General features: G+C 61.4%; 23 protein-coding genes. 9 read left to right on the top strand and 14 right to left on the bottom strand.

Annotation, left to right across the window (positions count from 1 at the left end):
- Nucleotides 1-7 precede the first annotated feature (7 nt).
- Genes AX760_RS09415 through ureG form a run of 6 tightly spaced genes read left to right on the top strand, consistent with a single transcriptional unit; the run spans nt 8 to nt 4,463 of the window.
- Nucleotides 8-616, top strand: a complete 609-nt coding sequence (locus AX760_RS09415; RefSeq protein ID WP_071832630.1) for a glycosyltransferase family 29 protein — start codon at nt 8-10, stop codon at nt 614-616.
- A gap of 24 nt (nt 617-640) precedes the next feature.
- Nucleotides 641-2,350: an urease subunit alpha gene (ureC, locus tag AX760_RS09410; RefSeq protein ID WP_071832629.1), complete on the top strand. Its 1,710-nt coding sequence runs from the start codon at nt 641-643 to the stop codon at nt 2,348-2,350.
- A 25-nt stretch (nt 2,351-2,375) separates the two neighbouring features.
- On the top strand, nt 2,376-2,672 hold the full coding sequence (locus AX760_RS09405) for a putative quinol monooxygenase (RefSeq protein ID WP_071832628.1): 297 nt from the start codon (nt 2,376-2,378) through the stop codon (nt 2,670-2,672).
- 1 nt (nt 2,673) lies between these two features.
- Nucleotides 2,674-3,153, top strand: a complete 480-nt coding sequence (gene ureE / locus AX760_RS09400; RefSeq protein WP_071832627.1) for an urease accessory protein UreE — start codon at nt 2,674-2,676, stop codon at nt 3,151-3,153.
- The gene (locus tag AX760_RS09395; RefSeq protein ID WP_071832626.1) at nt 3,146-3,817 is read left to right on the top strand and encodes an urease accessory protein UreF; all 672 of its coding nucleotides are present in this window, start codon (nt 3,146-3,148) and stop codon (nt 3,815-3,817) included. The genes ureE and AX760_RS09395 overlap by 8 nt, the downstream gene beginning before the upstream one ends.
- A gap of 34 nt (nt 3,818-3,851) precedes the next feature.
- The gene (gene ureG / locus AX760_RS09390) at nt 3,852-4,463 is read left to right on the top strand and encodes an urease accessory protein UreG (RefSeq protein ID WP_071832625.1); all 612 of its coding nucleotides are present in this window, start codon (nt 3,852-3,854) and stop codon (nt 4,461-4,463) included.
- Nucleotides 4,464-4,536: 73 nt separating this feature from the next.
- Here ureG and AX760_RS09385 read toward each other — a convergent pair whose 3' ends face one another.
- The 7 genes from AX760_RS09385 to AX760_RS09355 form a co-directional block, all read right to left on the bottom strand.
- Nucleotides 4,537-7,848, bottom strand: coding sequence for an efflux RND transporter permease subunit (locus AX760_RS09385; RefSeq protein ID WP_071832624.1), 3,312 nt, complete (start codon nt 7,846-7,848; stop codon nt 4,537-4,539).
- Between the two features lie 14 nt (nt 7,849-7,862).
- A complete protein-coding gene (locus AX760_RS09380; RefSeq protein WP_071832623.1) occupies nt 7,863-9,053 on the bottom strand; it encodes an efflux RND transporter periplasmic adaptor subunit in 1,191 nt (396 codons plus the stop codon).
- Nucleotides 9,054-9,423: 370 nt separating this feature from the next.
- On the bottom strand, nt 9,424-10,416 hold the full coding sequence (locus tag AX760_RS09375; protein WP_071832622.1) for an ABC transporter substrate-binding protein: 993 nt from the start codon (nt 10,414-10,416) through the stop codon (nt 9,424-9,426).
- An 87-nt stretch (nt 10,417-10,503) separates the two neighbouring features.
- The gene (locus AX760_RS09370; RefSeq protein WP_071832621.1) at nt 10,504-11,388 is read right to left on the bottom strand and encodes an ABC transporter permease; all 885 of its coding nucleotides are present in this window, start codon (nt 11,386-11,388) and stop codon (nt 10,504-10,506) included.
- A complete protein-coding gene (locus AX760_RS09365) occupies nt 11,385-12,269 on the bottom strand; it encodes an ABC transporter permease (protein WP_071832676.1) in 885 nt (294 codons plus the stop codon). Before AX760_RS09365 ends, AX760_RS09370 begins: the two co-directional genes overlap by 4 nt.
- Entirely contained in the window at nt 12,269-12,604 is a 336-nt protein-coding gene (locus AX760_RS09360) for a hypothetical protein (protein ID WP_071832620.1), read from the bottom strand. The genes AX760_RS09365 and AX760_RS09360 overlap by 1 nt, the downstream gene beginning before the upstream one ends.
- A 177-nt stretch (nt 12,605-12,781) precedes the next feature.
- Entirely contained in the window at nt 12,782-13,573 is a 792-nt protein-coding gene (locus AX760_RS09355) for an ABC transporter ATP-binding protein (protein ID WP_071832619.1), read from the bottom strand.
- A gap of 130 nt (nt 13,574-13,703) precedes the next feature.
- On the opposite strand from AX760_RS09355, the gene AX760_RS09350 reads away from it, so the two are divergent.
- Entirely contained in the window at nt 13,704-14,117 is a 414-nt protein-coding gene (locus AX760_RS09350) for a cupin domain-containing protein (RefSeq protein WP_071832618.1), read from the top strand.
- A 29-nt stretch (nt 14,118-14,146) separates the two neighbouring features.
- On the opposite strand, the gene AX760_RS09345 is transcribed toward AX760_RS09350, so the two are convergent.
- Genes AX760_RS09345 through AX760_RS09330 form a run of 4 tightly spaced genes read right to left on the bottom strand, consistent with a single transcriptional unit; the run spans nt 14,147 to nt 17,665 of the window.
- Nucleotides 14,147-14,521: a hypothetical protein gene (locus AX760_RS09345; RefSeq protein ID WP_139276058.1), complete on the bottom strand. Its 375-nt coding sequence runs from the start codon at nt 14,519-14,521 to the stop codon at nt 14,147-14,149.
- 5 nt (nt 14,522-14,526) lie between these two features.
- Nucleotides 14,527-15,981: a dihydropyrimidinase gene (gene hydA / locus AX760_RS09340; RefSeq protein ID WP_071832616.1), complete on the bottom strand. Its 1,455-nt coding sequence runs from the start codon at nt 15,979-15,981 to the stop codon at nt 14,527-14,529.
- The gene (locus AX760_RS09335) at nt 15,978-16,418 is read right to left on the bottom strand and encodes a hypothetical protein (protein WP_071832615.1); all 441 of its coding nucleotides are present in this window, start codon (nt 16,416-16,418) and stop codon (nt 15,978-15,980) included. The genes hydA and AX760_RS09335 overlap by 4 nt, the downstream gene beginning before the upstream one ends.
- A complete protein-coding gene (locus AX760_RS09330) occupies nt 16,415-17,665 on the bottom strand; it encodes a Zn-dependent hydrolase (RefSeq protein WP_071832614.1) in 1,251 nt (416 codons plus the stop codon). Before AX760_RS09330 ends, AX760_RS09335 begins: the two co-directional genes overlap by 4 nt.
- Before the next feature lie 290 nt (nt 17,666-17,955).
- Here AX760_RS09330 and AX760_RS09325 point away from each other — a divergent pair, with 290 nt between their 5' ends.
- Entirely contained in the window at nt 17,956-18,609 is a 654-nt protein-coding gene (locus AX760_RS09325) for a TetR family transcriptional regulator C-terminal domain-containing protein (RefSeq protein ID WP_071832613.1), read from the top strand.
- Nucleotides 18,610-18,625: 16 nt separating this feature from the next.
- On the opposite strand, the gene AX760_RS09320 is transcribed toward AX760_RS09325, so the two are convergent.
- From AX760_RS09320 to AX760_RS09310, 3 genes are all read right to left on the bottom strand, one after another.
- On the bottom strand, nt 18,626-20,290 hold the full coding sequence (locus AX760_RS09320; RefSeq protein ID WP_071832612.1) for an adenylate/guanylate cyclase domain-containing protein: 1,665 nt from the start codon (nt 20,288-20,290) through the stop codon (nt 18,626-18,628).
- 214 nt (nt 20,291-20,504) lie between these two features.
- Nucleotides 20,505-21,818 (bottom strand): NAD-dependent dihydropyrimidine dehydrogenase subunit PreA, encoded by a 1,314-nt coding sequence (gene preA, locus AX760_RS09315; protein ID WP_071832611.1) that lies wholly within the window; start codon nt 21,816-21,818, stop codon nt 20,505-20,507.
- Between the two features lie 15 nt (nt 21,819-21,833).
- Nucleotides 21,834-23,195: an NAD(P)-dependent oxidoreductase gene (locus tag AX760_RS09310; protein ID WP_071832610.1), complete on the bottom strand. Its 1,362-nt coding sequence runs from the start codon at nt 23,193-23,195 to the stop codon at nt 21,834-21,836.
- Nucleotides 23,196-23,414: 219 nt separating this feature from the next.
- Between AX760_RS09310 and AX760_RS09305 the strand changes: the two genes are divergently transcribed.
- Nucleotides 23,415-24,368 carry a sugar-binding transcriptional regulator gene (locus AX760_RS09305; RefSeq protein ID WP_071832609.1) on the top strand — a complete coding sequence of 318 codons (954 nt, stop codon included), beginning with the start codon at nt 23,415-23,417 and terminating at the stop codon, nt 24,366-24,368.
- Nucleotides 24,369-24,640 lie beyond the last annotated feature (272 nt).

Genomic DNA, 24,640 nt, shown 5'->3' with positions numbered 1-24,640 from the left:
GAGCATCATGATCGTCGGCAATGGCGAGATCGGTCCGGAGCATGCAGCGGCGATCGATGCCGCCGATCTGGTCGTGCGCTTCAACGATTGCCGCTCCTACGGGGCCGGCGGCACCAGGACGGATATCGTAGCCGTCTGCAATACCGGGCGTCCGGCCCTGTCGATGCTTGGCGGGGGGACGTGGAAGACCAACGCCGCGGTGCGCCGGGCATCGGAAATCTGGTGCACGCGGGCGCCCGAAAAATTCAAGGCCCTGCGCGGCGATCTGGCCGTCCGGCATCCCTCTCTCGAGGATTTCTGCGACGACTACAGCGCTGGCTTTTCTGCCTTTGCGGCGGCCACGGGGCGTCGCCTGTTTCAGATGCCGGCGGAAGCCCATGCGGCTGTGGACGATCGCCTGAGTGCCACCGGTGCCGAGCCCTATGTCGTGCCGAGCAGTGGCATGCTGGTTATCGACGAGATCCTGGATCGGCGGGCGATGCCGGGCGACCGGGTCACCATTGCCGGCTTTGGCCATCAGGGCTGGGCCGGGCATCCGTTTGCCGCCGAAAAGCGTCTGGTGGACAGTTACATCGCAGCCGGTCGCCTGCAGCGACTGGAGACCTTGCCTCTTTAAGCGTTTTCGAAGGAACCCGAACCCATGTCCTACAAGATGTCACGCGCCGCCTATGCCTCGATGTTCGGGCCGACCACCGGCGACAAGGTGCGGCTGGCGGATACCGAACTGTTCATCGAGGTGGAGAAGGATTTCACCACCTATGGCGATGAAGTGAAGTTTGGTGGCGGCAAGGTCATCCGCGACGGCATGGGCCAGAGCCAGGCGACCCGTGCCGAGGGCGCGGTCGATACGGTGATCACCAACGCGCTGGTCGTCGATCACTGGGGGATCGTCAAGGCCGATGTCGGCCTGAAGAACGGCCGGATCGCCGGGATCGGCAAGGCCGGCAATCCGGACACGCAGCCGGGTGTGACGATCATCGTCGGACCATCGACAGAGGTTATCGCCGGCGAAGGCAAAATTCTCACGGCCGGCGGCATGGATGCCCATATCCACTTCATCTGCCCGCAGCAGATCGAGGAAGCGCTGATGTCGGGGATCACGACGATGCTCGGCGGTGGCAGCGGTCCCGCCCACGGCACGCTCGCGACCACCTGCACCGGCGCCTGGCACATCGAACGGATGATCGAGAGTTTCGATGGCTTCCCGATGAACCTTGCCCTTGCCGGCAAGGGCAATGCCTCGCTGCCTGCGCCGCTGGTCGAGATGGTGCTTGCCGGTGCGTCCAGCCTGAAACTGCACGAGGACTGGGGCACGACGCCGGCCGCCATCGACTGCTGCCTTTCGGTTGCCGACGAATACGACGTGCAGGTGATGATCCACACAGACACGCTGAACGAAAGCGGCTTCGTCGAGGATACGATCGGTGCCATCAAGGGCCGCACCATCCATGCCTTCCACACGGAAGGGGCGGGCGGCGGGCATGCGCCCGACATCATCAAGATCTGCGGCCAGTCGAACGTCATCCCGTCCTCGACCAATCCGACGCGGCCCTACACGATCAATACGCTGGCCGAACATCTCGACATGCTGATGGTCTGCCATCATCTGTCGCCGTCTATCCCGGAAGACATCGCCTTTGCCGAAAGCCGGATCCGCAAGGAAACCATCGCGGCAGAAGACATCCTCCACGATATCGGCGCCTTCTCGATCATCTCTTCCGACAGCCAGGCCATGGGCCGCGTCGGGGAAGTCGCCATCCGCACCTGGCAGACCGCCGACAAGATGAAGCGCCAGCGCGGGCGTCTCGCCTCGGAAACCGGCGAGAACGACAATTTCCGGGTCCGGCGCTATATCGCCAAATACACGATCAACCCGGCCATCGCGCAGGGTCTTTCCCATGAGATCGGCTCGATCGAGGTGGGCAAGCGTGCCGATCTGGTGATCTGGAACCCCGCCTTCTTCGGCGTGAAGCCAGACATGGTGCTGCTCGGCGGCATGATCGCGGCAGCGCCCATGGGCGATCCGAACGCCTCGATCCCGACACCGCAGCCGGTGCACTACCGGCCGATGTTCGGGGCCTTCGGCAAGGCCCGCACCAATTCCTCGGCCACCTTCGTATCGCAGGCTTCGCTGGATGCGGGCCTGAAAGCACGGCTGGGGGTCGGTAAGGAACTGCTGGCGGTGAAAAACACCCGGGGCGGCATCGGCAAACATTCGATGATCCACAACAGCCTGACGCCGCATATCGAGGTCGATCCGGAAACCTACGAGGTGCGCGCCGATGGCGAATTGCTAACCTGCCAGCCGGCGACGGTGCTGCCCATGGCGCAGCGGTATTTTCTGTTCTAGTCTGTGTTTCCAGGAAAGGCGTTCCATGGTTTATGTCGTCGCCTATGTCAAAGTCCAGCAGGGTCGGGCCGCCGACGTCGTTGCCGTGGCGCAGCCACTGATCGCGGCCGCCCGCTTGGAAAAGGACTGTCTTTCCTATGATCTCTACCAAAAACCGGGGGTCGCAGACACGCTGGTTTTCGTCGAAAACTGGAGGAGCCGGGCCTCGTTCGATGCGCATCTGACGCACAGGCCCGCAAAGGCGTTTCAACGCGCGACGGCGAGCCTGGTGATAGACGGGCGCGTTGAACTGTTTCATCCGGAAAAAGTCGAGGTACTCTGAAATGCCCTATCGTTCCACGGAAATCCTGTCGCCGGGTCCGGCTGACGTGGTGCCGTTGCACACCATTGCGCTTGCCCATGACCAGCGACACCTGCGTCGCAAGCTCCTGCATCTGCCTGACGATGATGTCGTCATGCTTGACCTCAAGGAAGCGGTGATGCTTGCCGATGGTGATCTACTGGTTCTCGATAGCGGGGACTATGTGCGGATCGCCGCCACGGAGGAAGCCCTCTATGATATCCGTCCACGCGATCGCCAGCACCTGATCGAACTTGCCTGGCATCTCGGCAACCGGCACCTGCCTGCAGAACTGCGCGAAGACAGGATCCTGATTGCGCGCGATCCGGTCATCAGGGCCATGCTCGAAAGGCTCGGCGCTGACGTCAGCGACGTGACGGAGCCGTTTCAGCCGATGCGCGGAGCCTATCACGGGTCGGGCGGTCACAGCCATGGACATGGTCACAGTCACGCGCATGGATGAACCTGACAAGACGCAGGCGCTTGTCCGGTTGCTGACATGGCTGTCGCCAGCCTTTCCGATCGGCGCCTTCTCCTATTCCGGTGGTCTGGAGCAGGCGATCCACGAGGGACTGATTGCCGATGCGCCGGGTTTGAGCGCATGGTTGAAGACGGTGGTTGTCAGCGGCACGGGCTGGAACGATGCCGTGCTTCTGGCGGAGAGCTATCGATCGGTCGACGATCCCGCACGGTTGCTGTCGGTTCGCGAACTGGCAATCGCGCTTGCCGGCTCGCGCGAGCGGCACATGGAAACGACGCTGCAGGGCGAGGCGTTCCTGTCGGCTGCGGCGCACTGGCCGCACCCGGGGCTCGACACCTTGTTGGGAACGGCACCCTATCCGGTTGCGGTCGGTGCGGTCGCCGGCATGCACCGGACGGGTCTTGCGGCAGCACTTGCCGCCTATCTGCATGCGCAGGCTTCGAATTCGGTTTCCGTCGCCATTCGCTGCGGCGTCATGGGTCAGCGCGATGGTGTCGGCATCCTGGCGGCTCTCGAACCTGCGATCGGCGATGTCGCCAAACGCGCGGCCGAGAGCACGCTCGACGATCTCGGCTCGGCGACGGTCATGGCCGACATTGCGTCGCTGAAACATGAGACATTGCATTCGCGCCTGTTCCGCTCCTGAGTCGGATCATGCGGATTTGAGAAGGAAGACGACGATGAAATCTGCAAACGGTCCTCTGCGCGTCGGAATCGGCGGCCCTGTCGGGTCCGGCAAGACAGCGCTGACTGACAAGCTCTGCAAGGCAATGCGCGACCGTTACTCGGTGGCCGTGGTGACCAATGACATCTACACCAAGGAGGATGCCGAGGCTCTCGTGCGCATGCAGGCCTTGCCATCGGAGCGCATTGTCGGCGTCGAAACGGGCGGGTGCCCGCACACGGCCATCCGCGAGGACGCCTCGATCAACCTGCAGGCGATTGCCGATCTCAACCGGCGCATTCCCGATCTCGACGTCGTCTTCATCGAATCCGGCGGCGACAATCTGGCGGCGACGTTTTCCCCGGATCTTGCCGATATCACCATCTATGTCATTTCCGTCTGCCAGGGCGAGGAAATCCCGCGCAAAGGCGGTCCGGGAATCACCCGATCGGATATTCTGGTCATCAACAAGAAGGATCTGGCCCCCTATGTCGGCGCCGATCTCGACGTGATGGAGCGCGACGCAACCCGCATGCGCGCCGGCGGCGCCTTTGTGTTTTCGGACATGAAGCGCGGCGAGGGGGTTGATACGATCGTCGATTTCCTCACGGTTCAGGGCGGTCTCTGAGAATAGCCAGGACTGGAATCAAAGACGCCGCGTGCTGGGCTGCACGCGGCGTCTTCGGTTTTGAGGGTGCCTGCTATTCCGCAGCGAGCGCCGGATGGTTGATGACGTTGGAGCCGCCGCCTTTGCTGTTGCGGCCTTCGAGGCGGTCCAGGCGGGCCTGCAGTTCGGCGATCGTCGTTGCCTGATCGGTCACCGCTTCCGTCAAAGCCTCGTTTTCCAGCACCTGCATTTCCACGTCCTTCTTGCCGACAAATCGGCCAAACAGCCGGCCGAGCAGATGCGACAGGTCGTCCATGATCAGGAAGAAGGCCGGTACGACAACCAGCGAGATCACCGTCGAAACGATGATGCCGCCGATCACGGCAATGGCCATCGGTGCGCGGAACGAGCCGCCTTCACCGACGCCGAGCGCGGAGGGCAGCATGCCGGCCGACATAGCGATCGAGGTCATGATGATCGGTCTCGCCCGCTTGCGGCCGGCCTCGACCATGGCATGGGTACGCTCCATGCCCTGATGGATCATTTCGATGGCAAAATCGACCAAGAGGATGGCGTTCTTCGTGACGATGCCCATGAGCATGAGAATACCGATGAGAACCGGCATCGACATGGCGTTCTGGGTCACAATCAGGCCTATCGCCACGCCGCCAATGGCCAGCGGCAACGAGAACAGAATGGTGAACGGCTGGATCACGTCCTTGAACAAAAGGATCAGGACGACGAGAACCAGCATCAGGCCGAGCAGCATGGCGTTGACGAAGCCCTGCTCCATTTCCGCCTGCACTTCAGCGTCGCCGCTTTCGAGGAATTGCACGCTCGGCGGAAGGGTTGTTTCCTTGGCGATTTCCTTGAAACGGTCGGAGGCTGAATTCAGCGCGACGCCGATCGGAAGGTCGGCCCCGATCGTCACCACACGATTGCGGTCGTAGCGCTTGATCGAACTTGGACCTTCCGAATAGTTGATATCGGCAACGGTCGCGAGCGGCACCAGCGCGCCGGCGGCCGTCTGGACCTTCAGGTTGCGGATAGCGGCCAGATCGGTGCGGAAGTCCGTATCGATCTGGACGCGGATCGGGATCTGGCGGCTGTCGAGCGACATCTTCGTCAGGGCTGCATCGATATCGCCGGTGGTGGCAACGCGCACGACCTCGGCAATCTGCGATGTGGTGATGCCAAGCCGGGACATCTGGTCGGTGCGCGGCCGGATCTGCAGTTCGGGCCGGGGCAGGGCGCCGTCCGGGCTGACATTGGCAAGAAGCGGTTCACCGCGCAGCTTGCCTTCGAGAAGCGAAACGGCGCTGTTCAGGTCCTCGTCATTGTTGGACAGAAGGTTGAACGCAAGGTCGCGCTCGCCGCGGTCGTTAAGCTTGAGGATGCGCACGTCCGGAATGGACCGGACCGCAGCATAGACCTGTTTTTCGATCTGCGCCTGCGGGATGATACGGCCGGCCGGCGGCAGTTTCGGCATGTATTGACCGATCAGCGGCGTGCTTCCGAGCACATCGTTCACCAGCTTGTTGACCAGCGAATGGTCGAGCTTGTCGAGCATGACAGTGATCGTCGCGCGGCGCAGTTCGAGATCGCCCTTCGGCGATGCGCCACCCAGCACGAAGATGCCCTCGACGCCGTCCAGACCCTTGATCCTGTCATAGATCTCGGTGCTGGTGCGGTCTGTGTCCTCGAGCATGGCATTCGGCGGCAATTCGACGGAAAGCACGATGCGCGACGCGTCTTCCGGTGGCAGGAAGCTGCCGGGAACGGTCATCAGCAGCATGACCGAACCAACGACGAAGCCGATGGCGGCAAGCAGCGTCAAATAGCGCATGTACCAGCGTCTGGTCGTCGTGGTGACGATCCAGGTGTAACCGCGCATGATCGCGCCGTCCTTGTCCTCGTGATGGCCATCGCCATCATTGGAGCGCATCAGATAGGCCGCCATCACAGGTGTTATCAGGCGGGCGACCGCCAGCGAGAAGAACACGGATACGGCGACCGTCAGACCAAACTGGATGAAATACTGGCCGGGAATGCCGGGCATGAACGAGACCGGCACGAAGACGGCGATAATGGTAAAAGTCGTGGCGATGACCGCAAGACCGATCTCGTCGGCGGCTTCGATGGCGGCACGATACGGCGTCTTGCCCATCTTGATGTGCCGCGCGATGTTCTCGATCTCGACGATGGCGTCATCCACCAGGATCCCGGTGGCCAGCGTCAGCGCCAGGAAGCTGACGAGATTCAGCGAGAAGCCAAGCATGTCCATGACCCAGAAGGTGGGGATGGCCGAGAGCGGCAGCGCCATCGCTGAAATCAGCGTGGCGCGCCAGTTGCGCAGGAACAGAAGCACGACGGCAACCGCCAGAAGCGCACCTTCAAGCAATGTATGGATGGCGGCTTCGTAATTGCCATAGGTGAAATAGACGCTGTCATTGATCAGATCGATCGCAACGTCAGGATTCTTCGCCCGCACGTCATCCAGCGCGCCGGAGACTGTTTCGGCGACGGAAACCTCGCTGGCACCCTTGGCCCGGAAGACCGCGAAAGTGACGACCGGATCGCCGTCGAAGCGCGAGAAGGACTTTGGCTCCTCATAGGTATCGGTGACTGTGCCGAGTTCGGCAAGGCGCACGAAGCGGCCGTTCGGCGTGGCGATCATGGTGCTCGTCAGTGCTTCGACGGATCGGGCGTCGCCAAGCGTGCGGATGGCCTGCTCGCTGCCGCCCACCTGGCCACGGCCGGAGCCGAGGTCGGTGTTCATCTTGCGCAACTGGTTGTTCACGTCCGATGCGGTGATCCCGTAGGAGTTCAGCCGGTCCTGGTTGAGCTCGATGCGCACTTCGCGGTCGGCGCCGCCGTAGCGGTCGATGCGGCCGATGCCGCTTCTGCCCTGCAGCGAGCGCTTGATCGTATCGTCGACAAACCAGGAGATTTCTTCCAGCGTCATGCCCGGTGCCGAAACGGCAAAGGTCTGGATGGCCTGGCCCTCGACATCCACCTTGGCGACAATCGGCTCCTCGATCGAAGCCGGCAGGTCGCCGCGGATGCGATCGATCGCGTCCTTGGTATCCTGCACCGCCTGGTTGGTCGGAATGTCCATCTCGAACTGAACGGCCGTCGTGGACATGCCGTCGCTGATTGTCGAGGTGATGTGATCGACGCCGGTGATGCCGGCGACGGCATCCTCGATCTCCTTGGTCACCTGCGTCTCGAGTTCGGCAGGCGCCGCGCCGCTTTGCGCGACGGAAATCGAAACGATGGGAACGTCGATGTTTGGAAAGCGGGTGATCGGCAGCGTGTTGAACGCCTGATAGCCGAGGAACATCAGGACGACGAAGGCGAGAATCGGCGCGATCGGATTGCGAATTGCCCAGGCTGAAAAGTTCATCGAGCGCGTTCCCGTCAGTTCGTTGCGTCAGTGGTCGGCTTGACCGGATTGATCCTGTCACCGTCGCGCACATAGGCGCCGGCCTTTGCGACGACCTCGTCTCCGGCCGTAAGCCCGGCGGTGATCTCGATGAACCTGCCGTCCTGGATCCCCGTCTCGACCTTGACGATCCTGACCACGCCATCCTCAACCTTGCGCACGGTCGTCTCGTTGCGCGCGGTTGTCACGGCGGTCAGCGGCAAAACGATCGCCTGCTTTTCGGTAACGATCAGCTCTGCATTGGCATACATGCCGATGCGGGCCTTTTCCGGCTGTGCCAGGCTGACATAGACCGTGCCGAGGCGTGTCTGGTCATCGACTTTCGGGGAAATCAGCCGGATCGTGCCATCGAGCGGGTTGTTGCCATCGGCAAGCGTGATCCTGGCCTTCTGGCCGACGGCAAGTTTCAGAAGGTCGGATTCGGAAACATCCGCCTTCATCTCGATGGCGCCGTCCTTGATGATGGTGAACAGCGGTTCGCCTGCACCGCTGGCAATGGACCCGACCTTGGCCGTCTTTGCGGCAATGACGCCGCTCACTGGCGCTTTCACTTCTGTCCGGGTCAGGCGCAGAGCGACGTCGGAGATCTGCGCTTCGACGACCTTGATGTCGGCATTGGCGACGGCGATCATCTGTTCTGCCGAATTGACGCGGGCGCGTGCCGCCGTTGCGGATGCTTCATCCTGATCAGCCTGCGCCGTCGAGACGGTGCCGGATGTGGCCAGCTGGCGCGAGCGCGTGGCGACACGCACCGCTTCGTCGGCCGTCGCCGTGGCTTCAGCAAGCTGCGCTTTATATTGCGCAAGGGAGGCATTGGCCTTGGCGAGATTAGCCATACCCTCGCTCTTCGTCAGAAGCAGCATGTCGTTGTTGAGCACGACCAGCGTGCTGCCCTCCTTGACCGTGTCTCCGACATCGGCATTCAGGGAGCGGATAGAAAGTCCATCGACCAGCGGCGCAACGTAGGTTTCCTCGACGGCCTGAAGCGCACCTGTTGCCAGCACCCGTTCGACGATTGGATTGTTACGGACCTCGCTGACAACGATGGATGGCAGATTCTGTTCGGATGCCGGCTCTGCCGGTTCCTGGGCCCGTCCCGGCGACGACATCAGCAGCAGCATCAGCGAAGCAGATACACCGGCGGCGAACTTTGCATTAAAGGCCATCAGAACAGTTTCCTTGAAAATCGACTATGCCATCCAGAAACGCCGCTGCGCCAGCAATTGTGCTGCAACAGGAAACCGGCGCATTCCTCGCTTTGGTCTCCGCACATGCCAGCTGCAATTTGGGTCACTCTTCCCGGGGCGTCCTCACGCTTTACGCCGAGGCTCATGTAACTGTGCTGTCTTCCTGTTACAAGAGACCGGCTGCAAACAATGGTGCCTCACTATTTCTATCATCTGCTTTTTGCAATGCAACGCGGTTTTTGTTTCTGAACCTTGCGACCATTCGTCTCCGACGTGCAATTTCGCCGGAAAAAAAAGACGCGCGGGGCAAGCCGCGCGTCTTCCGTTTGCAGATTTAGTGGCGAAAGGTTTATTTCAGCGCTTCGGCCGTGATGTCGAGCGTGAAGGCGCCTTCCGGCTGCTTGGTGATCACAGGGTCGGAACCGCCCTTCATCAGGGACTCCACGGTGCGCTTGTAGTCGGCTTCGTCGAGTGCGCCGTTGGAGCCGGCGGTCAGCTTGGCGACTTCACCCATCATGCGCTTCTGGTGTTCTTCCGTCTGGGCGCCGGTGGAATCGTTTTCCAGCACAATGCCGGCCGCTTCATCCGGATTGGTCTCGGCGTATTTCCAGCCCTTCATCGAGGCCCGTACGAACTTGACCATCTTTTCCTTGAAGGCCGGGTCCTTGAGCTTGTCTTCGAGCACGTAGAGGCCGTCCTCGAGCGTCGCAACGCCCTGGTCCTCATACTTGAAGGTCACCAGGTCTTCGGCCTTGATACCGGCATCGATGACCTGCCAGTATTCATTGTAGGTCATGGTCGAGATGCAGGCAGCCTGCTTCTGGATCAGCGGATCGACGTTGAAGCCCTGCTTGAGGACGGTGACGCCATCCGGGCCGCCGTCGGTCTTCAGACCAAGCTGGCTCATCCAGGACAAGAAGGGATATTCATTGCCGAAGAACCAGACGCCGAGCGTCTTGCCCTTGAAGTCGGCCGGTGTCGCAACGCCTGACTCCTTCAGGCAGGTCAGCATCATGCCCGAAGACTTGAACGGCTGGGCGATGTTGACGAGCGGAACGCCCTTTTCACGGGTTGCAAGCGCCGACGGCATCCAGTCGACGACGACATCGGCGCCACCGCCGGCGATGACCTGCGGCGGGGCAATATCCGGGCCGCCCGGCTTGATCTCGACGTCGAGGCCTTCTTCTTCATAGAAGCCCTTGTCCTTGGCGACGTAATAGCCGGCGAACTGGGCCTGTGTGACCCATTTCAACTGCAGGACCACCTTGTCGGCGGCTTCTGCCTGAAAGGCGGACAGCGAAAATGCGCTGGCCAGAAGCATGGAGGCAAGTTTCGTTTTCATCTCAGTTCCCTCTTTTGTTATGCCCTCCCTTTACGGTCGGGCGGCCTTCTTGTTTTGGCCTGTCCGTGAGCGGACGGGCCTTTCTCCTCAGACCGTCCGCGCATTGCGAACGGACGGATGCCAGAAGGTGACGGCCCGCTCGATGAGCGCGATCACCCCGTAAAAGATGGAGCCCGCCACCGCGGCAACGGCGATCTCGGCCCAGACCATGTCGACATTCATGCGCCCCACTTCGGTGGAAATGCGAAAGCCCATGCCGACGATCGGCGTCCCGAAGAATTCAGCGACAATCGCGCCGATCAGCGCCAATGTCGAATTGATTTTCAGGGCGTTGAAGATGAACGGCCAGGCCGCCGGCAGCCGCAGCTTGACGAGCGTCTGGAACCAGGTGGCCGCATAGGTGTGCATCAGGTCACGTTCCATGTGGCTGGCGGCGGCGAGACCCGAGACCGTGTTCACCAGCATCGGGAAGAAGGTCATGATGACGACAACGGCCACCTTGGACTGCCAGTCGAAGCCGAACCACATGACCATGATCGGCGCGACGCCGATGACGGGCAGGGCGGAGACGAAATTGCCGAGCGGCAACAGCCCCTTCTGCAGGAAGGGCGAGCGGTCGATGGCGAGCGCCACCAGGAAGCCGAGGCCGCAGCCGAGCGCATAACCTGTAATCACCGCCTTGAGGAACGTCTGCTGGAAATCCGCCCAGAGGATCGGCACGGAACCGATCAGCCGCACCCAGATCATCGATGGCGGCGGCAGAAGCACCGAAGGGATGGCAAAGCCACGGACGATGCCTTCCCAGAGCACGAGGATCGAGACGCCGAACAGCACAGGCACGACGATCCGTGCGGTCCGGTTCAACACTCCGCTCCGGAATGTCCGGCGCACCAGCCATTCGTTCAGCGCCCAGGCGGAAAGCCAGAAGAGGATGGCGGCGATCAGGGCGCCCATGTCGGTTGCCTGGTTCATGGCTTGATCCCCATGCGTTTGAGGACAGCGGTATGGGCAAGCCCGACGACCATAACCAGCGTTGCAGCCAACGCCGCCGCCATGAACAGGGCCGACCAGATCTGCACTGTCTGGCCGTAATAGGAGCCCGCCAGAAGCCGGGCACCGAGGCCGGCGACCGCGCCGGTTGGAAGCTCTCCGACAATGGCCCCGACCAGCGAAATCGCCACCGCCACTTTCAGCGACGCGAAGAGATAGGGCATCGAGGCTGGCCAGCGCAGCTTCCAGAAGGTCTGGGCCTTGCTGGCATGATAGGTGTGCATCAGATCGAGCTGGATCTGTTCGGGGCTGCGCAGGCCCTTCACCATGCCGACGACGACGGGGAAGAACGACAAGTAGGTCGAGATCAGCGCCTTTGGCAGCAGGCCGGAAATGCCGATTGCGTTCAAGACCACGATGATCATCGGGGCGATGGCAAGGATCGGGATCGTCTGGCTGGCGATCACCCAGGGCATGAAAGATCGATCCATTGCCCTGTTGTGGACGATGCCCACGGCCAGCAGGATGCCGAGAACGCCACCCATGATGAAGCCGAGCAGCGTCGCCGACAGCGTGATCCAGGCGTGGTAGACAAGGCTGCGCTTCGAGGTCACGGCCTTGTTGACGGTCGTATCCCAGATCTCGGCGATCACCTGGTGCGGTGCCGGCAGTACCGGCCGCTGCTGAAACATGGTTTTCGGCAGGATTTCGGAAAACGTGATCGTCGTCCCGGCCCGGCCGGCCGTGTCTCGTTCGAAGGGCGCATTGAGAAAGACGACGGCGACATACCAGATGACGAGCAAAGCGAAGAGAATGGTGAGGACGGGGAGCACACGCTCCTGAAACACACTCGGCTTTTCCATCATGCCTTGCCTCCTGCTGGCAGCATCATCAGCCCCATCGCTACGATGCCCAGACCGACGCCTGCCATCTGGGCAAGGCTCAGTCTTTCGCCGAAGACGCCGAAGGCGATCAGGTTGATCAGCACCAGTTGCACGACGGCCGACAGCGAGATGGCAAGACCCAGGCCACCGATGCGCATCAGCTTCAGCATGATCAGGTTTCCGACCATGTAGAGCCCAAGCGACAGCAGCAGCAACAGAATTTTGTCATTGCCGACATAGGCCCGCGACGCCGTGGCGCCACCGAGGAAAATGCCGGTCGCGAGGAACAGCCAGAAGGCGTAAGGCGCGGTCATGATCCCAACTCCTCTTCTCCCCAGCGGGGAGAAGGTGGCGCAGCGCGCCGGATGAGGGGGCGGTGCGGCCTTTTCCGAGTGTGTCGCGATCCCCCCTCATCGCCTCGCATGTGCTCGGCACGTCTCCCCGCAGGGAAGAAGAGGAAGCAAGCGCGGCATTCCGCAAACACCGAAACCCTATTCGTCATAGCTGTGCCCCGCTCTCAAGCCTTCGCGCACACGATGGGCGATTTCCAGGAATTCGGGGGTTTCGCGGATGCCGAGCGGGCGGTCGCGCGGCAGGGGGGATTCGATCACGTCGGTGACGCGGCCGGGGCGGGGGCTCATGACGACGATGCGGGTCGAGAGGTAGACCGCTTCGGGGATTGAATGGGTGACGAAACAGATCGTCTTGTTGGTGCGGTCCCAGAGCTTCAGCAATTGCTCGTTGAGGTGATCGCGGACAATCTCGTCCAGTGCGCCGAAGGGTTCGTCCATCAAAAGCAGGTCGGCATCGAAGGCAAGCGCGCGGGCAATCGAGGCCCGCTGCTGCATGCCGCCGGACAGCTGCCAGGGAAATTTCTTGCCGAAGCCGGAGAGGTTGACGAGGTCGAGCGTGCGGTCGACGCGCTCTTTCTGCTCCTGTTTCGAATAGCCCATGATCTCCAAGGGAAGCGCGATGTTGTTTTCGATCGTCCGCCACGGATAGAGCGCTGCGGCCTGGAAGACATAGCCATAGGCGCGCTTGCGGCGGGCTTCCTCCGGCGACAGGCCATTGACGGTGATCGTGCCCGAGGTCGGTTTTTCGAGATCAGCAATCACGCGCAGGAAGGTCGTCTTGCCGCAGCCGGAGGGGCCGATGAAGGAGACGAAATCGCCCTTGTTGACCGAGAGATCGACACCCGTCAGCGCATGGACGGGGCCGTCATTGGTCTCGAAGGTCAGGCCCAGCTGCCTTGCGGAGACAACGGATTCGGAAGTCTGGTTCATGTCGTCCTGCCTGCTTCTGTCGGAGCGCCTGACGGGCGCATCATGGGGGCTGCGATCTTGTTTTGGCCTGCGCAATTCATCGAGATTGCAGTACCCTTGCTGGGGTTTCGATTCCTGAGGGAGGAAGCATATGTCGCAATCATCACAGCCGACCTGCCGCATAGTTCGTCCCGGCGACACCTATGACGGCAAGCAGGGGTTCAGCTATTTCGCGGGCATCGCTGCGGAGAGTGTCGGGTCGAGCGGCATCTGCATGCATCTGCTGACCATTCCGCCCGGCGGCCGCGCCAAGGCGCACAAGCATGCAAGCCACGAAACCGCCATCTACATGCTGTCCGGCGAGGCGCACACCTGGTACGGTGAGCGGCTGGAAAACCACGTTGTCGTTCGCGCCGGCGAGATGTTCTACATCCCGGCGGGCGTACCGCATCTGCCGGCCAACCTCTCCGACCAGCCAGCCTCGGCAGTGATCGCCCGGACAGATCCGAACGAACAGGAAAGCGTCATCCTGCTGCCGGAACTGGATGGGCTGGTGCCAGCTTGAGCCGGCGGTGGGACAGTGTCGGACGCCGGTCATTTGCATTTGTCGAGGGGTCCCCATGTGTTTCCGTCCTCGAAGATGATGCTGTAGGCTGGGCCTGTCCGGCGAATGTCTACGGTCTCCTCAACCGAGCCTTCCATGCCTTCCTCCTCGCAGTCAATCCTTACCGAAAAGGATGCGCCAGACTTGCGGACCGGCCCCTTGAATGCGCAGTAGGACGCAGCGGTAGTGATGGCCTCATCCGTCAAAAGGAAGAAGGAGTCCGCGCCGGAACTCTCACCCGTGTTGGCGTAGGTGCAGCCTTCCTTGTTCCCGTACGCGCCGTCCAGGAATTTTTCCTGCGCAGATGCGGCTACGGGTATCGCAAGGGCAGCGATGACAGCGATGGAGCCATGTTTCCGCGGCACGCGCATCAAACTCCGCTTGCCGGAATGCCGGTGCGCTGGACTTTGCGGGGGGCGGTGATGTCCTTCCAGGTCGAAAGTGCCCTGTTGACGGCCGTGAAGGCGTCGCGCTTGACGAATTCGCCGTGGCCCTCGCGGGTCTTGATGGTGCCTTCCTCTATCGCGACGACGCCGCGCGTCAGCGTGTAGCGCGGAAGGCCGGTGACGGTCTTGCCTTCGAAGACATTGTAGTCGATCGCCGATTGCTGCGCGGAGGCCGAGATGGTTTTCGAGCGCTTCGGATCCCAGACGACAAGATCGGCATCGGCGCCGACGAGGATCGCGCCCTTTCTCGGATACATGTTGAGGATCTTGGCGATGTTGGTCGAGGTCACCGCGACGAACTCGTTCATGGTGATGCGGCCAGTGGCGACGCCGTGGGTCCAGAGCATCGGCATGCGGTCTTCGAGGCCGCCGGTGCCATTCGGGATCTTGGTGAAATCGCCGACGCCGAAGCGTTTCTGGGCGGTCGTGAAGGCACAGTGATCGGTGGCGACGACCTGCAGCGAACCGGCGGAAAGGCCGGCCCAGAGTGAATCCTGATGCTGCTTGTTGCGGAACGGCGGGCTCATGACGCGGCGGGCGGCGTGGTCCCAGTCGGGATTGGCATATTCGCTCTCGTCCAGCGTCAGGTGCTGGATCAGCGGTTCGCCATAGACGCGCATGCCGTTTTGCCGGGCGCGGCGGATGGCTTCGTGCGCTTGTTCGCAGGAGGTGTGCACGACATAGAGCGGCGCGCCGGCCATGTCGGCGATGATGATGGCGCGGTTGGTTGCCTCCCCCTCGACGGCGGCGGGCCTCGAATAGGCATGCGCCTCCGGGCCATTGTTGCCGTCGGCCAAAAGCTTGGCCTGCATCTGCGCAACGATGTCGCCATTTTCGGCGTGCACCATCGGCAGCGCGCCGAGTTCGGCGCAGCGCTGGAACGAGTGGAACATTTCGTCGTCATCCACCATCAGCGCGCCCTTGTAGGCCATGAAGTGCTTGAACGAGTTGATACCCTTGTCCTGAACGATCGTCTGCATCTCGTTGAAGACCTGCTCGCCCCACCAGGTGATCGCCATGTGGAAGGAGAAGTCGCAATTGGCCCGCGAGGTCTTGTTGTCCCACATATCCAGCGCTTCGAGCAGCGACTGGCCTGGTGCGGGCAAGGCAAAATCGACGACCATGGTCGTGCCGCCGGACAGCGCCGCCCGCGTCCCGCTTTCGAAATCGTCGGACGAATAGGTGCCCATGAACGGCATTTCGAGATGGGTGTGCGGATCGATGCCACCCGGCATGACATAACAGCCCGTGGCGTCCAGCACCTCGTCGCCGGTCAGGTTTGGGCCGATCTCTATGATCTTGCCGGCATCGATCTTGAGGTCGGCCTTGTAGGTGAGGTCTGCGGTGACGATTGTGCCGTTTTTGATGATGGTGGTCATTCTTCCGTTCCTTCGTCGTCTTCAAAGTTGCTCGGAAACACGCAGATTTCGAGCGAGAAATTCAGGTCCGCCAGTCGCCGGATGATCGTGTTGTCAAATTTGGGGCAAATCGCTGCGATCCGGTTCGCGTCGAAATAGATTGCGAGGCTGATTTCACGGGATGTGCCGATCTGCGCTGCGGCATTCAAAACCGTTTCGTGACGGGAAAAGACACCGTGCAAGTAATCCCCGGCGTTTCCGTCGAACTCCGGTTCGTTTTCCGGGAACAGGTAAACAACATTGGCACCGGGTTTTATTCGCCAACCGTCAGCCTCAGCAACGAAGCGTTCAATTTCCGCGGGAGAAAGGCCTTGCAAGCGCATGGTGAACGAATATTCAACCGCTGCCTTCTCGCCGCGGCTGGTCTCAGTCGGATCCGTGGAGGTGTCTGGGGTCACTCCACAATCCCCGCCGTCTCCACCACCGCATGCAGCAGCACGTCGCAGCCTGCGGCGGCCCATTCCTTTGAAATGTCCTCGGCCTCGTTGTGGCTCAAGCCGCCGACGCAAGGGCACATGACCATGGTCGAGGGCGCGACTTTCGCGGTCCAGCAGGCGTCATGGCCAGCGCCAGAAATCAGGTTCATGTGGCTGTAGCCGAGCCGTTCGGCGGCGTTGCGCACGGCGGTGACGAGCGTCGGGTCGAATGTGACAGGCTCGAAATGGCCGATCGCCTCGATCGAGCAGCCGACGCCGAGCGCGTCGGTGATCTCAGGCGCTTCCGCCTCGATTTTCGCCCGCATCCGGTCGAGCTTTTCCTTGTCTGGTGAGCGGATATCGACGGTGAAGACGACCTTTCCCGGCAGCACGTTGCGGGAGTTGGGGGAAAAGAACACCTGGCCGACGCCGCCGACGGCACCCGGCTGTTCGGCTATCGCCACCCCTTGGACCATTTCGATGATGCGGGCCATGGCAAGGCCGGCATTGACGCGCAGGTTCATTGGCGTCGAGCCGGTATGCGCCTCGCGGCCGGTGAGCGTGAATTCCAGCCACCAGAGACCCTGGCAGTGGGTGACGACGCCGATCTGCTTGTTCTCTGCCTCGAGGATCGGGCCCTGCTCGATGTGATATTCGAAATAGGCGTGCATCTTGCGCGCGCCGACCACCTCGTCGCCAATCCAGCCGATGCGCTTCAACTCGTCGCCGAAACGCTTTCCCTCGGGATCCTTGCGGTCATAGGCGAAATCCTGGGCGTGCACGCCGGCAAAGACGCCCGACGCGAGCATGGCGGGTGCAAAACGGGCGCCTTCCTCGTTGGTCCAGTTGGTGACGACGATGGGGTGCTTCGTCCGGATGTCGAGATCGTTCATCGAGCGCACCAGTTCGAGACCGGCGAGCACGCCGAGAACGCCGTCATATTTTCCGCCGGTCGGCTGCGTGTCGAGATGCGAGCCGACATAGACGGGAAGGGCGTCCGGATCGGTGCCGGGGCGGGTGAAGAACATGTTGCCCATGGTATCGACGCCCATGCTCATGCCGGCCTGTTCGCACCAGGACTGGAACAGCTTGCGGCCTTCGCCGTCTTCGTCGGTCAAAGTCTGGCGGTTGTTGCCGCCGGCAATGCCGGGGCCGATCTTCGCCATGTCCATCAGCGTATCCCAGAGACGATCCGCATTGATGCGCATGTTCTCGCCCGGTGCTGCCATGGCTTTCTCCCTCATCCAGTGTCTTGGCGGTTTCGCATGCTGCGGCGCCTATGGTTCCCGTCGGTCAGATCGGGGCATCTGGTTTTTTCGATTGCCCTGCGATCAGTCGTTGCGTTTGTTTCGGAACTGACTGATAATTTGACCGGTTGGTAAAACATTACAACTTCCGTTGCCGCACTCAAGACGAAAAAACAAAAAAGCGGGGACGGTGTCCAAAATTTTAGCGCAGGCTGATGGTGGGCATATAATTGGCTGTGGTGGCGTGACGGAAACGGAGTTCAGGGGGAGACATGGTCCTACCGAGAGCGGCGAAGACCCAGCGGCGAACCCGCATCCAGGAGGAGAAGGAAGAGCAGATCCTGGAGGCCGCGCTGGAGGTTTTTGCGACGCATGGCTTCCGCGGCAGCACCATCGACCAGATTGCCGATGTGGCTGGCATGTCGAAGCCCAATCTCCTCTATTATTTCCGCACCAAGGAGGCGATGCACCGGGCACTGATCGACCGCGTGCTCGACAGCTGGCTTGACCCGCTGCGCGAGTTCGATGCCGAGGGAAATCCGGTCGCCGAGATCCGCAGCTATATCCGCCGAAAGCTTGAAATGGCCCGGGATTTTCCGCGCGAAAGCCGGCTTTTCGCCAACGAGGTTCTGCAGAATGCACCGCATATTCTCGATGAGTTGAAAGGGCCGCTGAAAACCCTGGTGGATGAAAAGGCCGAGGTGATCCGAACCTGGGTCAAGGCTGGCAAGATCGCCAAATGCGATCCATACCATCTGATTTTTGCGATCTGGTCGACGACCCAGCACTATGCCGATTTCGATGTGCAGGTGCGTGCCGTTCTCGGCGAGACGCATTCCGGCGAGGGGCGCTTCGAGGATGCCGCGCGCTTCCTGGAACAGCTTTTCATCAACGGTCTTGCCGTCCACGGCCCTGCAACGGTCTGATACGGCTTGCGTTTGATCAGACCGCCTGCGCTTCGGTTGCTGGCAGGGATGCCGCGATATCTGTGGCTTTCGGGATGATCAGCGTTTCCAGCGTGCCGGTCCGGCCGCGAATGGTGATGTGGTGCCGTTCGTGGCCTTCCAGCGTCAGTCCGGCATAGCGGACAACATCGGCAGAGACGGCGATTTCCGCATCATATTCCTTGGCAAATCCCTCCAGACGGCTGGCGGCATTGATCGTATCACCAACGGCGGTCAGTGCCGTGGCCTTGCCATAACCGATATGGCCGATGATCGCCGGGCCGGCATGCATGCCCATGGCGATGCGCAGCGGCTTTTCGAGCTCGCTGGAAAAGCTGCGGTTCAAAAGCGCGATGCCCTTGCTGATGCGCACCGTGGCGGCCAGTGCCTGCGCGCTTGCCTCTTCCACCGTGGTGTTGAGCCCGAAAAGTGCCAGCACGCCGTCACCGATGAATTTGTCGATGACGCCGCCCGAGCTTTCGACAGCCTCGCCGATGGTTTCGAAATAGCGATTGAGCAGGAAAACCGTGTCGAAGGGCAATTGTTTCTGGGCGAGTTGTGTGAAGTCCCTGAGGTCGCAGAACAACACGGTAATCCGGCGCTCGCGGCCCGCAGCCTCTTCACTGGATGGACCGGATTTCAGCCCCATGCTGTCGGCACCCAGGACCGGCGCGATCGTCAGGTCTTTTGCCGGGCGCAACTGGCAGGCAAGGCGGACATTGGCCGGCGCCCGGATACGCCTGAGCGTTGCGCTTTCGGCGTCGGTTGCATCGGGCTGGCCATGCAGACCGCTGGTGATCCGGACCCTGCAGGTGGAACAACGGCCACGACCGCCGCAGATGGAGAGATGCGGGATGCCGGCGGAACGGCTGGCTTCCAGTACGCTGAAGCCGGCGGTCACGGGAACGACGCGGCCGTCCGGATAGGTGATGCGGATGCGGCCGCGCGATGGCCAGGCGCGGAGGGTCAGGACTGTGCCGATGGCCAGCAGCAGCCCGATATAGATCGCCTGTCTCAGGGCGGCGAGCGTGGCGGGATCGCTGCGGCCTTCCTCGAACCAGCGCAGGCTTTGCACCGCAGGATCGAGCGAGCGGGCGGAGACGGCAAAACCGATCAGGGCGATCACGGGAACGAGAATGGCTGCGGAATAGAGCGCCAGCGCGTAACGGTCGAACCAGGCCTTGCCGCGCAGCCAGAACCAGATGCCGAGGCAACCATGGGACCAGGCCGCGAGAAGCGCAAAGGACTGTTTGTAGGTGTCGAAATTATTGGACCAGAGGATCCGCAATATGCGGGGATAGTCCATGCTGAAGCCAGACAGTGTGTATTCGAGCCGCGTGCCCACGACATGGGCAACCAGCAGGAAGGGCAGGCTCAATCCGAACAGGATTTTCAACGCTTCCCGTGGCGGCATGCGCAGGGTCTGTCGTCGGTACAGACTGTCGAGCGCCATGGCAAAATGCCCGAAAAGTGCGCCATAGAGCAGGATCGTACCCGGCCAGCTGCGCCAGATCAGATGCAGCGGTTGGCGCACAGCCTCCATGGCTTCCACCGAAACGAGGCCGGCGAAAAGATTGCCGAAATGGCCAAGGATGAAGGTCGCCAGCACCAAGCCCGAGAACAGGTGCAGCTTCTTGCGCAGCGTTGCGAGATCGCGTTTCAAATGCGGGTATCCGGTCGCTGCGCGGTTGCTGTCTGCGCCCGCCGTTTTTGATTTCCCTTATATTGACGGGTTCCGCGACCGGGAGCAACGGCGGATTTGCGGAGACGGCGTTTCGCCCCTGTGCAATTGGCTGTCGCTGAGCTTTAGAGGAAGTTTGGCCGGCTCCACGGGGAAGCCGGCCAATATAGTGCTGTCTGCTGTTGGTCTGAAAGGCTTATTCCGCGGCCTGACGGGCCATCGGGTTGTTCGGATGGGTCGTCCAGTTGGCATAGTTGGGATCAACAGGTTTGCCGGTGCGTTCGTCCAGCGTGCCTGCCGCCAGCGGCACCATGGTGATGCAGTCCTGCACGGGACAGACGTTGACGCAGAGATTGCAGCCGACACATTCATCATCCATCACTTCGAAGTGCCTGATGCCATCGACGAACTGGGTGATCGCCTGGTGGGACGTATCCTCGCAGGCGATGTGACAGCGGCCGCATTTGATGCAGGCATCCTGATCGATATGCGCCTTGGCGATGTAGTTGAGGTTGAGATACTGCCAGTCGGAAATGTTCGGCACGGCGCGGCCGGTGATGTCGTCGAGGGTCCGGTGGCCCTTGGCGTCCATCCAGTCGGAGAGACCGGTGATCATTTCCTCGACGATCTTGAAGCCATAGGTCATGGCGGCCGTGCAGACCTGCACATTGCCGGCGCCAAGAACGAGGAATTCTGCCGCATCGCGCCAGGTGGTGACGCCGCCGATGCCGGAGATCGGCAACCCACTCGTTTCCGGATCGCGGGCGATTTCGGCCACCATGTTCAGCGCGATCGGCTTGACTGCCGGGCCGCAATAACCGCCATGGCTGCCCTTGCCATCGATCGACGGTTCCGGGGAGAAGGTGTCGAGATTGACCGAGGTGATCGAGTTGATCGTGTTGATCAGCGAGACCGCATCCGTCCCGCCGCGTTTGGCGGCGCGCGCGGGATTGCGGATATCGGTGATATTGGGCGTAAGCTTGGTGATGACAGGCATGCGAGTGTATTGCTTGCACCAGCGCACCACCATCTCGATATATTCCGGAACCTGGCCGACCGCAGCCCCCATGCCGCGCTCCGACATGCCGTGCGGACAGCCGAAATTGAGCTCGATGCCGTCGGCACCGGTTTCTTCGACCAATGGCAGGATGGATTTCCAAGCCTGCTCTTCGCACGGCACCATGATCGAGGCGATCAGCGCCCGGTCCGGCCAGTTCATCTTCACCTGCTTCATCTCGCGCAGGTTGGTGTAGAGGTCGCGGTCGGTAATCAGTTCGATGTTGTTGAGACCAAGAAGGCGGCGGTCGGCTCCCCAAATGGCGCCGTAGCGCGGGCCATTGACGTTGACGACCGGCGGGCCTTCCTCGCCGAGCGTCTTCCAGACCACGCCGCCCCAGCCGGCCTTGAAGGCGCGCTCGACATTGTAGGCCTTGTCCGTCGGTGGCGCAGAGGCCAGCCAGAACGGATTGGGAGACTTGATACCAACGAAATTGTTGCGGAGATCAGCCATTGTTCATTCTCCTCTTCAAGCGACCGCTGTGGCGGGCTGAACGTCGGCGGCAAGCGCCCGGTGGATCGACATGGCCGCGTCGCGACCCATGGCAACGGCGGAAACCGTCAGGTCCTCGCCGCCCTTGACGCAGTCACCACCGGCCCAGACGCCGTCGAGCGTCGTGCGACCTTCGGCATCCGTCGAAATGCGGCCACCGTCGAGCAGCAGCGCACCGAGGCCGTCGGCTTCGAATGTCTGGCCGATCGCCTTCAGGATCTGGTCCGCGGCGATGATGCCGGTCTCTCCGGTGCCGACGAGGCGGTTTTCGCTGAGCGTGGTATATTCCAGCTCGATGCCGGCGACCTTGCCATCGCGGCTGACAATGCGTTTCGGCTGCAGCCAGTGCTTGATCGAGACGCCCTTCGAGGCCGCCAGATCCTGCTCGAACTCAGAAGCGTTCATGTGCTCCTTGCCGCGGCGGTAGCAGATGGTCACTTCCTCTGCACCCAGCAGCTTGGCCTGGACAGCGGCATCGATTGCCGTCATGCCGCCGCCGAGAACGACGACGCGGCGGCCGATGGCTACCTCAGCCTTGTCGCCGGCCTGGCGCAGGCGGGCGATGAAATCAATGGCGTCTTCGACACCATCGGCAGCCTCTCCCTCGGTGCGCAGCGCATTGACGCCGCTCAGGCCCATGCCGAGGAAAACCGCATCATGGCGGGATTTCAGGTCAGCCAGAGAGACGTCACGGCCGAGCATCTGGCTGTTGCGGATCTCGATCCCGCCAATGGCGAGCACGTAATCGACTTCCTTCTGGGCGAAATCGTCGACCGCCTTGTAGGTGGCAATGCCGTATTCATTGAGGCCACCGGCCTTTTCGCGGGCATCATAGATGACGACGTCATGGCCGTTGACGGCAAGGCGATGGGCGCAGGCGAGGCCCGCCGGTCCGGCACCGACGACAGCAATGGTCTTGCCGGTCGGCTCGGAGCGGGCGTAGAACTGCTTGTCCTGTTCCATCGCGATGTCGGTCGCGTATCGCTGCAACCGGCCGATTTCCACCGGCCTGTGCTCGGCCTCGTTGCGCACGCAAGCCTGCTCGCACAGCGTCTCGGTGGGACAGACGCGGGCGCACATGCCGCCCAGAATGTTCTGGTCGAAAATCGTGTTGGCCGAGCCGATCGGGTTGCCGGTCGATATCTGCCGAATGAACAGCGGGATATCGATCGAGGTGGGACAGGCCGTCATGCATGGCGCGTCGTGGCAGAAGTAGCAGCGGTCGGCTGCAACAAGGGCTTCGTGATCGTCGAGCGGTGCGTGGAGGTCGGAAAAATTCGCCTCATATTGCGCCGGGGACAGACGGCCCCTGTGAATTCCGGATTCCATAGTTCCCATTTTTATCTCCCCAAATGTCGAGCTTTGGCTGACGAAACGGTAACTCAGCTTGATTTTTTTATCAAATGGTAAAATTTCGAAATTCAATTTCTCTTAAACGACTGTCTTTTCAGCTTGTTAGGTGTGTATTTCAGGGCTTCTCGCTTGTCGCCCGTTTGACAGGCAGCCTGTAAAAATGCCAGCAATTCAATCGGAGTTTGCGCAAGGGAAGAATGGTCGATGGCGAGACGGGCGGAGGCAAACAACAGGTTGGACGATGCGGCGCGGGCCGGTTGGCTCTATTATGTCGCCGGCCGGACGCAGGACGAGATCGCCTCGGCAATGGGCATTTCGCGCCAGTCCGCGCAACGGCTGGTTTCGCTCGCCGTGGCCGAAAAGCTCATCAAGGTCCGGCTCGACCACCCGATTGCCGCCTGCCTGGAACTGGCGGAGCGCCTGAAGGACAAGTTCGCGCTTCGCTATGTCGAGGTGGTTCCGACCGATCCTGCCTCGACATCCACCACGGTCGGTATTGCCGAGGCCGCTGCGGTCGAGATCGAGCGCTGGCTGAAATCAACCGATCCGATGGTGCTTGCTGTTGGCACCGGGCGAACGCTGAAGGCGGCGATCGACCAGTTGCCGCCGATGGAATGTCCGCAGCACCGGATCGTGTCGCTGACCGGCAATATCGGTCCTGATGGATCGGCTGCCTACTACAACGTCATCTTTTCGATGGCGGATGCCGTGAAAGCGCGACATTTCCCCATGCCGCTGCCGGTCCTCGTCTCCTCGCCCGAAGAGCGCGACCTTTTGCATCGCCAGGACCTCGTGCAGTTTGCGTTGCAGCTGGGACGGCAGGCGAATGTCGCTTTTGTCGGCGTCGGCGAACTGGGCACAGACGCGCCGCTTTGCGTCGACGGGTTCCTCGCCCGGGAGGAAATGGACCGGCTTACGTCAACCGGCGCCTGCGGCGAGATCTGCGGCTGGATGTTCGACAAGGAAGGCCAGCTTCTCGCTGATGTGATCAATGATCGCGTGGCCAGCGTGCCCTTGCCGTCACGGGACACCGCCACGGTCATCGGCCTTGCCAAAGGGCTGAAAAAATATACGGCGATCCGGGCAGCCCTTACAGGCCGCATCATCAACGGAATCATCACCGATGAAGTCACCGCAGCCTATCTGCTGAGCGCCTGAGCGTTTGAAAGCATCGTTCTATCGTTCATAGGACGGGTTTATGCAGGGACGTCGTTTGCGGCGCTGAAAATATTATCCTTTATAATCATTAGGTTGGATGTTTCACTCTGCAGTGCAGCATGGAATATCGATTGACTCTGCTGGTTGTTTGATGAGTAATTGCCCACGAGCGAAGCAAATGCTCATCACTCTTCTGGGAGGAAGATTATGAAATTGAAGACTTTTCTGCTGGGCTCGGGCTCGGCACTGCTTTTCTGCGGCTTTGCCAATGC

The organism is Pararhizobium antarcticum (assembly GCF_001885585.1).
Lineage (GTDB): Bacteria > Pseudomonadota > Alphaproteobacteria > Rhizobiales > Rhizobiaceae > Pararhizobium > Pararhizobium antarcticum.
The sequence above is the reverse complement of the archived record's forward strand: the minus strand, read 5'-3'. Positions and strand labels throughout refer to the sequence as shown.